Origin of the sequence: Escherichia sp. MOD1-EC5189 (genome assembly GCF_002966045.1) — a bacterium.
Taxonomy (GTDB): Bacteria; Pseudomonadota; Gammaproteobacteria; order Enterobacterales; family Enterobacteriaceae; genus Escherichia; species Escherichia coli_F.
Genome location: NZ_PTRX01000039.1, coordinates 1 through 14,769, shown reverse-complemented (window position 1 = coordinate 14,769; position 14,769 = coordinate 1). Strand labels below are relative to the sequence as shown.

Sequence of the window (14,769 nt, the reverse complement as noted above, 5' to 3'; positions counted from 1 at the left end):
TTGCTGATTGTTTCATAAGGACCAGTGAAGTAAGATCTAAGAAGAGTTAAAATTTATACAGTATAATCATGACATTGCAGTAAGGTGGTTATAATTGAAAGAACATTTGGATATGAATACATCTCATGTAAGAGTTGTAACTCATATGTGTGGGTTCTTGGTCTGGCTCTATAGTCTTTCAATGTTACCACCAATGGTTGTAGCATTGTTTTATAAAGAAAAAAGCTTGTTCGTTTTTTTTATTACTTTTGTTATATTTTTTTGTATTGGTGGCGGAGCGTGGTATACCACTAAAAAATCTGGCATTCAATTACGCACCCGTGATGGGTTTATTATAATTGTAATGTTTTGGATTTTATTTTCTATTATTAGCGCATTTCCATTATGGATTGATTCAGAGCTTAATTTAACGTTTGCTGACGCGCTGTTTGAAGGGGTTTCCGGAATAACAACAACAGGAGCAACAGTAATTGATGATGTCAGTTCATTATCTCGGGCATATTTGTTCTACCGGTCACAATTAAATTTTATAGGCGGTTTGGGGGTTATTGTTCTGGCAGTTGCTGTGTTGCCATTATTGGGTATTGGTGGTGCAAAACTTTATCAGTCAGAAATGCCAGGACCATTTAAGGATGATAAACTGACTCCACGCTTGGCTGATACGTCGCGGACACTTTGGATAACATATTCTTTATTAGGCATTGCTTGTATTGTTTGTTATCGACTTGCAGGAATGCCTTTGTTTGATGCTATTTGTCATGGACTTTCTACAGTTTCTCTTGGCGGTTTTTCAACTCATAGTGAGAGTATCGGCTATTTCAATAATTATTTGATTGAATTGGTGGCGGGCTCTTTTTCTCTGTTATCGGCTTTCAACTTCACTCTTTGGTATGTTGTTATAAGCAGGAAAACAATAAAACCCTTACTCAGAGATGTTGAACTTCGTTTCTTTTTGTTAATAGCTTCAGGTGTTATCATTGTTACCTCTTTCCAGGTCTGGCATATAGGTATGTATGACTTAACTGGAAGTGTTGTTCATTCGTTTTTTCTTGCTAGCTCCATGCTCACTGATAATGGTTTAGCTACGCAGGATTATTCAAACTGGCCCACACATACGATAGTTTTTTTGCTGCTGTCAAGTTTTTTTGGAGGATGTATAGGCTCAACGTGCGGCGGAATTAAATCACTTAGATTTCTTATACTTTTTAAACAAAGTAAACACGAAATAAATCAGCTTTCTCATCCCAGAGCATTGCTTAGTGTAAATGTAGGAGGGAAGATTGTTACAGACCGCGTAATGAGGTCTGTATGGAGTTTCTTTTTTCTTTATACTTTCTTTACAGTGTTTTTTATACTGGTGCTAAATGGTATGGGATATGATTTCCTTACATCATTTGCGACAGTCGCTGCATGCATTAATAATATGGGGCTGGGTTTTGGGGCTACCGCATCCTCATTCGGTGTTCTTAATGATATTGCAAAATATCTCATGTGTATTGCTATGATTCTTGGTCGACTTGAAATTTACCCTGTTATTATACTATTTTCAGGATTTTTTTGGCGTTCTTGATATATAGTTAATTTATGATTGTGAATTTTATAGTATGTTGCCCCCCTCATATGGACTGGACCCATAGGATTATTACCATCTCCGATGTGAAGTTGATAAAAAAATGCCTCTTTCTTACGCGAAATATCATCATTTCATCTGCGTGAATGCTGATAGTATCCAGGATTGAGAAGCAAGCAGGCTACTCACTTAGCCTCGATGCCTCCTATTTACCATAAGAGACATCGAAATAACATTACAGTACAGTTTTTGCCCATCGCCTTCTGCGAAGTTTAGGAATGCAAGATGTTGCAGTGAGTCTTGTTCCACAGCGGGAACAGACAGCACCATGAGGTTGATTTAACTCAGGTTTATAGGTTGTAAAATTAAAACTTTGGCTTGAGCAAGTCGGGCAGCAAAATTTAAGATTGGGGATAGCCCCTCCTGCCGGATACGTTGAAACCTAAGGTTAGTTCAGAAGTTAGAAAAAAGATAGGTAACTACGTTAAATTAATAGTATTAAACACTAAAAAAATAAACTCTGACGTCACATACATATCATTGTTTGACCACTCGGTAGAGGAACCAGAAACAAGTATTATGGGGTAAGTGCAGCTTCAGGTGTTGAATCTGGATTCAATGAATACATTCAGCACCATGCCTTCAAATAAAACAAAATCATAGCGCCCCTCTACGAAGGGGCAGTTTTTGGTAGATTTATCTATAGCATATAGGGAAGGTTAAATAACCCCCATTACTTGAGACCATGTGGACATATTTGCATAATGCAATGCTTATGCAGGCATTTATTCGTAATTTTGTTTGATTCTGTAGGACACTCTTGACTATTTTTGATTAAATTCCATAAATTTTTGTTGAATAACGCCACGTTAAAAATACTGATCGGATATTCTTTATCCTCGAGTATAATACCTGACTTAATAACTGTAAATATGCTGCCAGGTGGGAGAAATATATTTGAACGATACCAAATAATCATTTTCATATCGCTCCATATGACTGAAAAATATATACCACACGAAGGTTGTATTACAGTATCAATTACTATACACTTCATTTCTTCGCCTTATTCTTCTGTTCCAATGATGTTGATAAAGAATATCAATATAATTTGTACTATAGTCAGCTCAGATGAGGTTGAATGCAAAGGTGGTTTGTTCTTTATTTATATTTAAAGTTTTTTTCTATCACGGACGTTAGAGAAATATGCCAATGCATAATCTCTTTCCCCGCACTAATAATTAAATATGAATATAATCGCTAGTATCTGGGCACTCTTCGTGTATTAAAACTCCTGAGATGACTTAAATATCGTCTAATGTAAAAAGAAGCACCACTTCCAAAGCATTCCTGATAATATCTTTTTCAACAATGTCATCAGCAGATGATAAAAATGAGAGCAATTTCAGTATAATGCTCTTGTTATCCACGTGTTCGTTGCAAAGATATAAATCTCTAACTGCCTTATCAATTGCAAGTTTTTCTTCTGAAAGCCGACTATCATATTTATTCAAATATGCGTATAGGTTCATTTCAAAGTACATTCCTTGACTTTGCATAGAGATAATTGACTCCCAAGGATTTAATTAAGAATTTTATCTAAATGAAATTTAAAACAAGGGATCTCAACAGAGGCTAAACAAAATGAAATTTAGTAATATGATTAAATAATTCATTCCGTTTTAGTTCTGTTTAGTCAGGACGATATATATTTAATTCAAAGAAGATTTGTAAACAAAGCATAGCTTTTATGCTGGTTTGTGCCACTTTGCCAACCCCATGGTTGGCTTTTTTATATAAAGATCATAAGGATGACTATCTTCCTGACATGATGAAAAGGTTTCAATTATTGGGCTTTATAGTATCGGTTTGACCGTTATGAGCAGCGTTAACTCGTTCCTGATAATATTAAGGTAACGTGATAATAACTAAGCCAAAACGCATAAAAAGCGCTTACTTTGCGTCCTTCATAATGGCCAGTATCGAATAGGTCGAATAAGGTAGGATGATTAAGAAACAGTTCCAGCAGCGGTATGATATCCAGATGCGCGCAAGCGTTCTTATCTGGCTGTGTTCAGCCATGTTTGGTGGAGTTAGCCGGAGATAATTCTAAGGCAGGAGGTATGCAGTACATGCTATCAAGAATATGTTAACGCTATACCTATTAAGTATTAAACGGGCATATAACACGCCCGTTGTATTTGTGGATTTGATAACGGCAAAAAAAGTAACGTATCAGAACGGCAAGGGGGCATGTCAAATGTCAGATTTATAGTATTGGTCGGCTGAACAATTATGGATAACAATAAAAAGGGAGTTCTGATAAGTCATAGAAAGACCTCTTTTTTGTTATTTCACTGAATTATGATAGAACCCTTATGTGTTAAAATTTTGCTAGATTAATGGCTTGTTATTTTCCACATCTTCAACATACAACAGCGTATTATCAATAGCGTAGTAGCCGCGTTTATTGTTATTAACATCGGTTACCCAGCGGAAAACGCCAGCACTTGCCAGTGTTGTACAATACTCCCAAAATGTAGAGTTCCCAGAAATATGAAGCAATGCCGCCTCTTTAATTTTTTCTGGGTTTTTGGTTGTACTGACTTTTAACAGGCTACGGTTTCCTCTTAATAACAAAACTGTTTCATCGTGAGTAATAATTCTGATGTTATCCGTAGCCAGATAATAAATGTAATGCACAATACGGTGATGTTTTAACTCTGAATAAAACCAGGAAAAGTTTTGCTCTTTTCTCACTTTTTCAAACATCTTTTGAAAAACAACGACCTGATCCATCAGGATAATAACCTTTTGTTAGTTGTGAGAGTGCGTAGTGTGCACGATCGGTTTTCTCACTTCAAGCTGGTCTGTCCTTTGGCTGTGATATGTACAAAGTGTGAAAGGGGGGTTACCTGAATTCTCCCGGTGAGCATTTTGCAACGGATCAGCTCCGGTACAAACGCTGTTGTGGGTTCAGATTATAAGATTCTGTCTAAGGGGCGGGATAAAGGTGAAATTAGGGGGCATGAAAGATGACGTTATAACCTTGCTCACCCCAGTGTTGTAAAAGTTCGTTTTGCCTTCTCGTTGGTGCCATGCCTGTCCAGACAATCAATGTTTGCGTCGGGAACAGTTCCGGGCGCGGCGATTCAATGGGATCAGCAAGGACAGAAATATGCCATCCTGACAATGATAAACGCCATGCTTCCAGCCACAATCGTGCTCTCTCTTCAACATTCCACGCCATTAGAATGGCTTCTTTACCGGGCTTACGGCGCATTTCGAAAAGTGAGGCTGCTGCGTATTCAATTAATGCGCCGTCAAATATACTGCTCATAATGCGGGAGGTGTTGTGATCAAGCACGAGACGCTGACGAACAGGAAGGTAAACATGATTAATCAATTGATCTACCGGGTACTCTCGACCCAGTGAAATAATTCTCGCGCGTAGTTTGGCAGGATTAGCCATACGAAGAATTGACATCATCTCTTCTTGCAGGCGGCTCCAGTCATCTTCCGTATCCTGGCTGGTGGTTTCCAGTAATGCTTTAACTTTGCCTACAGGGACGCCATTACTTATCCAACGCTTGATCTCTTCGATGCGTTGTATGTCTTCTTCATCAAAGAGTCGGTGTCCGCCTTCACTGCGCTGTGGTTTTAACAAACCGTAGCGGCGTTGCCAGGCCCGGAGAGTGACAGGATTAATCCCGCAACGTTCAGCAACATCACCAATGCTGTAATAAGCCACAATTCCTCCTTGCGGTCATAAATCTCCGTCGCCTGTACACGACCCAATAATACTTTGTACAATATACGCTAAAATTGTACAAAGTATAAATTAGATTTCAGCTAAATTGGATAAAACATTATTTTTAATGTGGATTAAATTAAAACATAACGTATTCATTTTCACGATGATTTCCAGAAATCATGTGAAATAATGTGCTGAAAATTATTTTTTCTCCGGCCACGCAACTGAAGGGATACCATTCAATTTAGCTTTGGCAAACAGATCTCCCTGAAACATCTCAATTCCTGCAGATTCAAGCCACATCCACTCTTCTGGTGTTGCCACACCCATAGCAGAGACTTGAATTTCAAGTGATGTACAGCATTTTATGATCGCCTGAATAATTGCCTGCCGAGGCCCGCTTTTATGAACATTGGTAATCAATTCCTGACTGATTTTAATTCTGTCAGGCTGGAAGCGTGACAGGAGTAACAAACCGGCAAAACCTGTGCCAAAATGGTCAATTGCTACACTCATACCGGTAGCCTTAAGTGATTTAACCGCTTCGGCAAACTCATCAAACCGAGATATGACTTCACTTTCAGTAAATTCAACGATGATTTGCTCCGGCACCAGACCATTGGCCTTTATTTCATCAAGTAAAAAAGAGACTGCGTCAGGTTCGTTAACCAGGGTCATAGGTAATAGATTGATTGAAATCATTTTATCACCGAGCTCAAGTGCGTGTGCCATCGCGAATGCAAGTGCCTTACTTTTGAGATCCGCTTTGTAGATTTCCCCGTCTTTACGCTGCCCAACCGCTATAGCTGATGGGCTATCTTCATTTTTTTGCACAATGGCTTCAAAAGCGATTATTCGCCGCGATAAGGGATCGACAATAGGATGAAAGGCAAAGTGGTCGTTTATAGTTGGTGAAAGGGTACAGGAATCAAGTTCTTTATCAGAACCGTCAGCGATAAAAAGCTAGGAGTCTTCGGCAGGGATCTCGAAATAGGTTGCTTGTTCGGTTGCAAGGACAAAAGTACGAAAAAATTGTAGCGCTCTGTCATCATAAGTTAGCTGAAATTTTGATGTACCCTTGTCGAATACGGCCTGTAAAACGTCATCTCGCTCGTGCAGGCGTAAATCAAATAATTCCATTCCTGCTTTGCCAAAACGGCGAGCAGGCGCGTAATCGCACAACAGTTCAACAATATTATAATGCCGTGGATCCTGGCATATGGCCCGATATATCAGTTGAACCTGTTCTTCCGGACCTTCCAGAAGCTGGAAAAAATGAGAACCATTAAACAGTAAGATCCCTGTTACGTCAGACTGCATGTTCCTGCGATTTGCTATCGAAACCATTTCTTCGATTTTTTTGACAGGTTCGTCGTCACGTATATGGCTACGATAAATAAGGGTGGTAAGCATTAACAATCCAGGGTAATGGGCGAGGCGAGAGTAAGACGGTAACAGACATATCTGCTTGTGTCTTTCTTTTAATACCAAAACATAACTGTTTCTTTACATTTATAAAAAGTGGAAAAAGTTGAAGATGAGTTCGTTTGGAATCTTGTATAGGTTGTCAGTCAAATGATGCAAATAATTTTTACGTATCTCATTGTTTTATAGGTGTTAGCACTAATTGCAAAAAAATAATTTATCATTCTGTACACATATTTCGTACAAGTTTGCTATTGTTACTGCACTTAACAACGTTTAACATTTTTAATAGAGGCGTAGCATGCAGCAAAATTCAGTGATTTCAGATTCTGCGGGGGCAATTACTCGTTACTTTGCAAAAGCTAACTTGCCTACTCAGCAGGAAACCCTCGGGGAAATTGTGACTGAAATTTTGAAAGATGGACGTAATCTGAGTCGAAAGTCGCTTTGTACCAAACTTCTTTGTCGACTGGAGCAAGCGACAGGGGAAGAGGAACAGAAACACTACAATTCACTAATTGGGTTGCTTTTTGAATAATGTGACAGCCTGATTATTTGACAGATTAACTATGAAGTCGTTATGAAGACATCTGATAATGAAAGTATAAAACATGAAATTACTGGCCAGGCGGTGCTCCAGATATTACGCATGAAGATAAATTTTTCGTTGCAGACTCTTATTAAGCAATTACTCGTAATGAAATCGGCTGAGGAAAATGCTTTCCGACGAGATTTAATTGACAGCATAATTCGTGATTTTAGCAACAGTGATACAGGAGGGCCAAACAGAAGAACAGCGATAGCTGACAATAAAAGTATGTTCAATGGTAAGAAAATAAACAGAATACATTAAAATTTCATAAGTAAGATGAGAGGTTACCATGCTTGAAGATACTACAATTCATAATGCAATAACTGATAAAGCGTTATCAAGCTACTTTCGCAGTTCGGGTAATTTGTTAGAAGAAGAGTCAGCTGTGTTAGGGCAGGCTGTGACCAATTTAATGCTTTCAGGCGATAATGTTAATAATAAAAATATTATCTTAAGTCTGATACACTCTCTGGAAACAACAAGTGATATTCTCAAAGCTGATGTGATTAGAAAAACACTGGAAATCGTGTTGCGATACACAGCTGATGATATGTAACTTTCAATTATTAAGTATAAGTTTATAGAAAACTCAGTCATCTTATTTTTGTCTGTCGCTTTAGACTATACACAGCATAATTTTATTGGGTCACTATTCCTACGAGGCTGACATGAATAATTCAATCCCAGAGAGATTTATTTTTCAATGTGCTTTGTTTAAAAATCTCGAGAGGGAGGTGTTCATGACGCATGGATATGTTGATAGTCATATTATTGATCAGGCTTTACGCTTGCGTTTAAAAGATGAAACGAGTGTGATTCTTTCTGATCTCTACCTGCAAATTTTGCAGTACATTGAATTGCATAAGACAACACTAACGGATGTCATTATTAATGACAGGGAATCCGTGCTCTCTTAGAACTGAGTAAGGTTTTAAAATTACCATCAGCTGTATCATATGCTGGTGCAAAGTAATAATTTAAGTCGTTATGTTTCTTAATATATCCGGAATATCAGGGTTTAAACAAGAATGGAGAACTATTGTTCTCCATTCTTGCGTCTGACATCCTGCCAGATTTGCTTAATTTTACCCACATTAAGCACAATAATTAATAGGTTAGATGACGATGGAGAAAATTTTATCTTCGGCGTGGATATTTCTTATGCTCTCTACCATGCTCTCTTTAGACGCCAGCACGAGCGAATGAACGTCATTTTCATGTATTAAAATCCTTAGTCCGGGACAAGCGAATGCGCAATACACTCATACCCATCCTCGTTGCGATATGCTTGTTTATAACCGGTGTCGCTATTTTGAATATCCAGCTCTGGTATTCCGCAAAAGCAGCATATATGGCGGGAGCGAGATATGCTGTCAACAATATCAATCACATACTTGAAGAAGCGTCACAGGCGACTCAAGCGGCGGTTAACATTGCCGGGAAGGAATGCGACCTCGAGGAGCAATATCAGCTTGGCACTGAAGCAGCTCTGAAACCTCACTTGCGCACAATCATCATTCTCAAACGCGGAATGGTCTGGTGTACATCCTTGCCGGGGAATCGAGTCCTGCTGTCTCGTATTCCTGCTTTCCCTGACAGTAATTTACTGTTGGCTCCGGCAATCGACACCGTCAATAGATTGCCTATCCTGCTCTATCAGAGCCAATTTGCAGACACGCGTATTTTGGTCACGATAAGTGATCAGCATATTCGTGGAGCGCTTAATGTGCCCTTGAAAGGAGTAAGGTATGCATTACGCGTAGCGGATGACATTATTGGACCTACCGGTGACGTGATGACGCTTAATGGACACTATCCTTATACTGAGAAGGTTCACTCCACAAGATATCATTTCACTATTATCTTTAACCCACCACCATTCTTTAGCTTCTACAGACTTATCGATAATGGCGTAGGGGTTTTGATATTCATTCTGTTAATTGCCTGCGCCGCAGCCTACCTGCTTGATAAGTATTTTAATAAAAGCGCAACGCCTGAAGAGGTCCTGCGACGGGCAATAAGTAATGGTGAGATTGTCCCTTTTTACCAACCTGTGGTAAATGGTCGGGAAGGGACATTGCGGGGAGTTGAGGTATTAGCCCGCTGGAAACAACCTCACGGCAAATATATCTCACCCGCGGCATTTATTCCACTTGCTGAAAAATCTGGATTAATTGTTCCGCTTACACAAAGTCTGATGAATCAGGTTGTCACACAGATGAACGCTATCGCGAGTAAATTGCCGGAAGGTTTTCATATCGGAATTAATTTTAGTGCCTCGCATATTATTTCGCCGACGTTTGTCGACGAGTGCTTAATTTTCCGTGACAGTTTTACCCGCCGCGATTTAAACCTCGTTCTGGAAGTGACCGAGCGTGAATCATTAGATGTTGATGAAAGTCTGGTTCAGCGGTTGAACAATCTGCATGAAAATGGTTTTGTCATCGCACTGGATGATTTTGGTACTGGCTATTCAGGGCTTTCTTATCTGCATGATCTGCATATTGATTATATTAAAATTGATCACAGTTTTGTTGGTCGTGTCAATGCAGACCCAGAATCAACCAGGATTCTGGATTGTGTACTGGATCTGGCGCGTAAACTTTCGATCAGTATCGTCGCTGAAGGTGTCGAAACAAAAGAACAGCTTGATTATCTGAATCAAAACAACATCACATTTCAGCAGGGTTATTATTTCTATAAACCGGTAACCTACATCGACCTGGTTAAAATTATCCTTTCTAAACCGAAGGTGAAGGTTATGATTGAGTAAAAATTGATCATTAAGACCATGGTGCGGTGTAATTATAGACAGCTAATTAGCTCGTTGCGTCTTGTTACTATTGTTCATTATTTTGTTTGCTATAATTGTTTGAAAGTTTTGACAGGATCGCCATTAGTAGCATGAACAATAGTAATAATCTGGATTATTTCACTCTCTATATCATCTTTTCCATTGCATTTATGCTGATCACCTGGCTGGTCATCCTTATCGCAAAACCCAGTACTGGGCTTGGAGAAGTGCTTGTGACGATAAATTTGCTGAATGCCCTTGTTTGGCTGGCGATCAATCTGGTTAATCGAGTAAGGGAAAAACTCGTTAGCCACAGGGATCAGCACTAATCTTTCTTTATGCTATAGCCGCTATATAGTAATAAGTATTGTTGTATTTGTGGTTTAATGCCGATTAAATTGCTTTGCTTGTTGTTGTGAGGGCGTATTGGCGGGTGTGATGTTTCATTGTAGAACTATATACAACCACCGCGTCGAATCAATCGACGCGGTAACAGACGAAATATTATTTTTTGCCGATAGCACGCATGGTGTCATCAATTGCCGTGATCAACAGCATTTGCGGGTCTTTAGCGCAAACCTGGTTCAGTTTTTCTACCACTTTGGCGCTCAGTTCCGGAGATTGCTCAATTTTTAAATCACGGCTGGCAACGCTGGCATTACCCATTACCGCAACAATTTCTGCAACCTGTGCGCTGTCAGTTTTTGCCATTTCGTTGGCTTCTGCGCAAGTAATATAGGTTTCTGACGGCAAACCGTTCTTAATATTGTAGTCCTGCGCCCAGGTCATTGGTGCGAAAACAAACAGACCCGCCAGTAAAGCAAATTTTTTCATCATCATTCCTTATTTCATTTTACCCAGAATTGCACCACCCGTACCGCCAATTACGGCACCTTTAATCGCCCCTTCAAGGCCATTGCCGGTCAGAACGCCAGTGACAGCACCAACGGCGGCACCAACTTTTGCACCTTTGCGCGCATTTTTGCCGTCGCGGCCTTTTTCTGTTACTGCACCAACGCCAGCGCCAACAGCTGCACCTTTCAGTACACCATTAACGCCATTGCCAGTAAGTAAACCAACGCCTGCACCAAGTAGTGCACCTTTTGTGGTGCGATTCATATCCGCCATCGCTGGCGCGGAGCAGAGCAATGCTGAGATAAGCCCGAAGGCGAGTATTTTTTTCTTCAACTTAGATGTCCGGTATTAAGTAAGTTGCACACACAATAATTTCGTCTTCAATTAAGACCTGCTTAACTAAAGAACGCTCGCTATTATTCAGATAATTCAAAATGAGCGTGGCTGTGATGATAGGAATTATGTCTTTTACTTGAATGAGAATAATCTTAAATAAAAAATAACTCTTTGATTGATAATATTTTTATTCAAGAAGTGTCATTGGCTGTTAACGTGATGTTGTAAAGGTAAGATAATCTGATGCATCAATATTATTGTGTAATATTCATGTGAGTAGAAGATATTCATCAGAAACAATTATGTGAGTCATTTTACTTTGCCGACGGCCTTATTTTCGCAGAATAAGCGTACGACAGTCTTATCTGAAAAGATTGATTTTTATTCAACCACACTTCAGCGCGATGCGTCTAAAAATGCCTCTTTCTTATGCGGAATATCATCATTTCATCATGATGTCTTTGATGAGCGGTGAACACAATACACTTGCGCTGTCTCTTAAGGATGAATCCCCTGGTCTGGTGCCTGTGGGCCGATGTTGCAGCAGAGCTAAGGTCGCTTACCCGCTACTCAGTATTCACTTTTCAGAGGATGAAATTTATGAACAGGACCAGTCGCTATTATTTTCGCCGTTCAGTACTTTCCTTATTGATATCTGCCTTGATATATGCCCAGCCTGGAGAGGCTGCTTTCACATCAATCGTTACTGGTATCGTAAATGGTGAAACTGTGGATGGCGAGCAAATAGTAGATGAACGGGGGACAACTAATGATACTCATATCATTAATCACGGCCACCAGACTGTATTTGGTGGGGTGTCTAATGGAAGTATTATTGAAATGGGTGGACAACAAGATGTAGCAAACCATAACAATTATCAGGGGCAAGCTAATAATACAATCCTTCATGGGGGTACACAGGTAATTTATAATGGTGGGAATTCTAGCGGTACGATAATCGCGAGTGGCAATCAGCAAGTTTATAACGGTGGTACCAGCAATGGCACGTTAATCGAGGGTGGCAATCAGTACATTTATAAGGATGGTACCAGCAATGGCACGATAATTAAGAATGGTAATTCATACGTCGAAGGAGGGAGAGCAAACGGGACTGTCATTGATGGTGGTAAACAAACAGTAACAGCTCAGGGGCATGTTGACGGTACGACGATAAATACATCTGGTTCTCAGAACATCACACAAGGAAGTCTGGCAACGAACACAACAATAGATGGGGGCCGACAGTATGTAGATTCGAGTATTGTAGAAAACACTATCATTAAAAATGGAGGTGACCAAAGAACAATTAAGAGCCATGCGCTGGACACCACAATAGATGGTGGTCGACAGGATGTTGATTCAAGCACTGCACAAATAACCACCATTAAAAATGGAGGAATGCAGACGCTGCAAAACACGTCAACGGCGCACACTACCACGATCTATTCTGGTGGGACGCAAATTGTTGATAGCAGGAGCACCTCGAATGTTATTGAAATATATTCCGGTGGCGTGCTTGATGTTAGAGAGGGCACGGCAACGAATGTTACCCAGCACGATGGCGCGGCTTTAAAAGCAATGACTGACAGGTCGACGGTGAGCGGTACGAATAGTGAAGGGGCATTCTCTATTCACAATAACGTGGCAGACAATGTGTTGCTGGAAAACGGTGGTCATTTAGACGTATATGGTTCGGCAAATAAGACGATTATTAAAGATAAAGGAACAATGTCAGTTTTAACGAATGCTAAAGCTGATGCGACCCGAATAGATAATGGCGGCGTTATGGATGTTGCCGGAAACGCGACAAATACCATAATTAATGGTGGCACACAGAATATAAATAATCATGGTATTGCCACGGGAACCAATATCAACAGCGGAACACAAAATATCAAGAGCGGCGGGAAAGCTGACACGACAAATATCTCCTCCGGGAGCCGGCAGGTTGTTGAGAAAGATGGTACGGCAACTGGCAGCAATATTAGCGCCGGAGGCTCGCTGATTGTCTATACCGGTGGTATCGCACATGGGGTTAACCAGGAGACGGGCAGTGCTTTAGTTGCCAACACGGGCGCAGGGACTGATATTGAAGGATACAACAAGCTCTCTCACTTCACTATTACCGGAGGGGAGGCTAATTATGTTGTGCTGGAAAATACCGGCGAACTGACGGTAGTGGCTAAAACCACGGCGAAAAATACTACCGTTGATGCTGGCGGTAAGCTGATTGTCCAGAAGGAGGCTAAAACAGATACCACCAGACTTAATAATGGTGGCGTTCTGGAGGTTCAGGACGGTGGTGAGGCTAAGCATGTTGAGCAACAATCCGGCGGCGCATTAATTGCTTCCACGACTTCCGGAACACTTATCGAAGGAACCAACAGTTTTGGTGATGCTTTCTACATCAGGAATTCAGAAGCTAAAAATGTAGTGCTGGAAAACGCTGGCTCATTAACAGTCGTTACTGGTTCCCGGGCAGTTGATACGATTATTAATGCCAACGGCAAAATGGATGTTTATGGAAAAGATGTTGGCACTGTACTCAATAGTGCGGGCACCCAAACAATATATGCCAGTGCCACTTCTGATAAAGCAAATATCAAAGGTGGCAAGCAAACGGTATATGGTTTAGCCACTGAGGCAAATATCGAAAGTGGTGAACAAATTGTTGATGGTGGGTCAACAGATAAAACGCACATCAAAGGCGGCACGCAAACCGTTCAGAATTATGGTAAGGCGATCAATACCGATATCGTCTCTGGCCTACAACAAATTATGGCAAACGGGACAGCGGAAGGTTCCATTATTAATGGCGGTTCACAGGTAGTTAATGAGGGCGGTCTGGCTGAAAACTCGGTACTTAATGACGGCGGCACACTCGATGTGCGGGAGAAAGGCAGCGCTACGGGGATACAGCAGAGTAGCCAGGGCGCGCTGGTGGCAACCACCAGGGCGACGCGGGTCACAGGGACACGCGCTGATGGCGTCGCGTTCAGCATCGAGCAGGATGCGGCGAACAATATCCTGCTGGCAAATGGCGGCGTGTTAACCGTGGAGTCAGACACCACTTCCGCCAAAACACAGGTCAATGCGGGCGGACGGGAGATCGTCAAAACAAAAGCCACTGCGACTGGCACGATGCTTACCGGCGGTGAACAAATCGTCGAGGGTGTGGCGACTGAGACAACGATTAACGACGGCGGAATACAAACAGTTTCGGCTAACGGTGAGGCAGTAAAAACAACGATTAATGAAGGCGGTACGCTGACAGTCAACGATAATGGCAAAGCGACAGATATCATCCAGAACAGCGGTGCCGCTCTCCAGACGAGCACGGCTAACGGTATTGAAATCAGCGGTACTCACCAGTACGGCACCTTTTCCATTGCCGGAAATTTAGCGACCAATGTGCTGCTGGAAAATGGCGGTAATTTATTGGT

15 protein-coding genes and 2 pseudogenes are annotated in these 14,769 nt (G+C 41.0%); 9 read left to right on the top strand and 8 right to left on the bottom strand.

Features of this window, described 5'->3' with window-relative positions; all coding sequences use genetic code 11:
• Positions 1-112 precede the first annotated feature (112 nt).
• A complete protein-coding gene (gene trkG, locus ATB02_RS22890; RefSeq protein WP_001360580.1) occupies positions 113-1,570 on the top strand; it encodes a Trk system potassium transporter TrkG in 1,458 nt (485 codons plus the stop codon).
• 733 nt (positions 1,571-2,303) lie between these two features.
• Here trkG and iraM read toward each other — a convergent pair.
• From iraM to bluF, 5 genes and pseudogenes are all read right to left on the bottom strand, one after another.
• Positions 2,304-2,627: an anti-adapter protein IraM gene (gene iraM / locus ATB02_RS22885; RefSeq protein WP_039021972.1), complete on the bottom strand. Its 324-nt coding sequence runs from the start codon at positions 2,625-2,627 to the stop codon at positions 2,304-2,306.
• 247 nt (positions 2,628-2,874) lie between these two features.
• Complete coding sequence (locus tag ATB02_RS22880; RefSeq protein ID WP_001055340.1) at positions 2,875-3,102, bottom strand: biofilm development regulator YmgB/AriR family protein; 228 nt, start codon at positions 3,100-3,102, stop codon at positions 2,875-2,877.
• A gap of 862 nt (positions 3,103-3,964) precedes the next feature.
• On the bottom strand, positions 3,965-4,369 hold the full coding sequence (locus ATB02_RS22875; protein WP_000373092.1) for a DUF1398 domain-containing protein: 405 nt from the start codon (positions 4,367-4,369) through the stop codon (positions 3,965-3,967).
• 220 nt (positions 4,370-4,589) lie between these two features.
• Positions 4,590-5,321, bottom strand: a complete 732-nt coding sequence (gene bluR / locus ATB02_RS22870; protein ID WP_000332295.1) for a DNA-binding transcriptional repressor BluR — start codon at positions 5,319-5,321, stop codon at positions 4,590-4,592.
• A 204-nt stretch (positions 5,322-5,525) separates the two neighbouring features.
• A pseudogene (gene bluF / locus ATB02_RS22865) lies at positions 5,526-6,737 on the bottom strand (blue light-responsive regulator BluF).
• A 313-nt stretch (positions 6,738-7,050) separates the two neighbouring features.
• Between bluF and ycgZ the strand changes: the two are divergent.
• The 6 genes from ycgZ (at position 7,051) to ymgF (ending at position 10,464) form a co-directional block, all read left to right on the top strand.
• Positions 7,051-7,287: a regulatory protein YcgZ gene (gene ycgZ / locus ATB02_RS22860; RefSeq protein WP_001186982.1), complete on the top strand. Its 237-nt coding sequence runs from the start codon at positions 7,051-7,053 to the stop codon at positions 7,285-7,287.
• 42 nt (positions 7,288-7,329) lie between these two features.
• On the top strand, positions 7,330-7,602 hold the full coding sequence (locus ATB02_RS22855) for a hypothetical protein (RefSeq protein ID WP_032302888.1): 273 nt from the start codon (positions 7,330-7,332) through the stop codon (positions 7,600-7,602).
• A gap of 28 nt (positions 7,603-7,630) precedes the next feature.
• Positions 7,631-7,897 carry a biofilm/acid-resistance regulator AriR gene (gene ariR, locus ATB02_RS22850; protein WP_000888778.1) on the top strand — a complete coding sequence of 89 codons (267 nt, stop codon included), beginning with the start codon at positions 7,631-7,633 and terminating at the stop codon, positions 7,895-7,897.
• 112 nt (positions 7,898-8,009) lie between these two features.
• Positions 8,010-8,258 carry a protein YmgC gene (ymgC, locus tag ATB02_RS22845; protein ID WP_105272294.1) on the top strand — a complete coding sequence of 83 codons (249 nt, stop codon included), beginning with the start codon at positions 8,010-8,012 and terminating at the stop codon, positions 8,256-8,258.
• 332 nt (positions 8,259-8,590) lie between these two features.
• Complete coding sequence (locus tag ATB02_RS22840) at positions 8,591-10,114, top strand: EAL domain-containing protein (RefSeq protein WP_105272293.1); 1,524 nt, start codon at positions 8,591-8,593, stop codon at positions 10,112-10,114.
• Between the two features lie 131 nt (positions 10,115-10,245).
• Positions 10,246-10,464, top strand: a complete 219-nt coding sequence (gene ymgF / locus ATB02_RS22835; protein ID WP_105272292.1) for a cell division-associated protein YmgF — start codon at positions 10,246-10,248, stop codon at positions 10,462-10,464.
• A gap of 175 nt (positions 10,465-10,639) precedes the next feature.
• Here the strand turns inward: ymgF and ATB02_RS22830 are convergent, their stop codons facing one another.
• The 3 genes from ATB02_RS22830 to ATB02_RS22820 are packed head-to-tail and all read right to left on the bottom strand — an operon-like array spanning position 10,640 to position 11,477.
• Positions 10,640-10,975, bottom strand: a complete 336-nt coding sequence (locus ATB02_RS22830) for a YmgD family protein (protein ID WP_000979977.1) — start codon at positions 10,973-10,975, stop codon at positions 10,640-10,642.
• Between the two features lie 3 nt (positions 10,976-10,978).
• Entirely contained in the window at positions 10,979-11,323 is a 345-nt protein-coding gene (locus ATB02_RS22825) for a YMGG-like glycine zipper-containing protein (RefSeq protein ID WP_000726978.1), read from the bottom strand.
• Position 11,324: 1 nt separating this feature from the next.
• Positions 11,325-11,477, bottom strand: a complete 153-nt coding sequence (locus ATB02_RS22820; protein ID WP_032183962.1) for a hypothetical protein — start codon at positions 11,475-11,477, stop codon at positions 11,325-11,327.
• A 265-nt stretch (positions 11,478-11,742) separates the two neighbouring features.
• Between ATB02_RS22820 and ATB02_RS26270 the strand changes: the two are divergent.
• Positions 11,743-11,859 (top strand): annotated as a pseudogene (locus ATB02_RS26270) (ATPase); the annotation flags it as partial.
• A gap of 67 nt (positions 11,860-11,926) precedes the next feature.
• Positions 11,927-14,769 (top strand): AIDA repeat-containing protein (locus ATB02_RS22810; RefSeq protein ID WP_198600593.1); only part of this gene is annotated, 2,843 nt, incomplete at its 3' end.

Coding starts and splice junctions, on each gene's coding strand:
- trkG (WP_001360580.1), top strand. CDS start 113: ATGAATACATCTCATGTAAGAGTTGTAACTCATATGTGTGGGTTCTTG.
- iraM (WP_039021972.1), bottom strand. CDS start 2,627: ATGAAGTGTATAGTAATTGATACTGTAATACAACCTTCGTGTGGTATA.
- ATB02_RS22880 (WP_001055340.1), bottom strand. CDS start 3,102: ATGAACCTATACGCATATTTGAATAAATATGATAGTCGGCTTTCAGAA.
- ATB02_RS22875 (WP_000373092.1), bottom strand. CDS start 4,369: ATGGATCAGGTCGTTGTTTTTCAAAAGATGTTTGAAAAAGTGAGAAAA.
- ycgZ (WP_001186982.1), top strand. CDS start 7,051: ATGCAGCAAAATTCAGTGATTTCAGATTCTGCGGGGGCAATTACTCGT.
- ATB02_RS22855 (WP_032302888.1), top strand. CDS start 7,330: ATGAAGACATCTGATAATGAAAGTATAAAACATGAAATTACTGGCCAG.
- ariR (WP_000888778.1), top strand. CDS start 7,631: ATGCTTGAAGATACTACAATTCATAATGCAATAACTGATAAAGCGTTA.
- ymgC (WP_105272294.1), top strand. CDS start 8,010: ATGAATAATTCAATCCCAGAGAGATTTATTTTTCAATGTGCTTTGTTT.
- ATB02_RS22840 (WP_105272293.1), top strand. CDS start 8,591: ATGCGCAATACACTCATACCCATCCTCGTTGCGATATGCTTGTTTATA.
- ymgF (WP_105272292.1), top strand. CDS start 10,246: ATGAACAATAGTAATAATCTGGATTATTTCACTCTCTATATCATCTTT.
- ATB02_RS22830 (WP_000979977.1), bottom strand. CDS start 10,975: ATGATGATGAAAAAATTTGCTTTACTGGCGGGTCTGTTTGTTTTCGCA.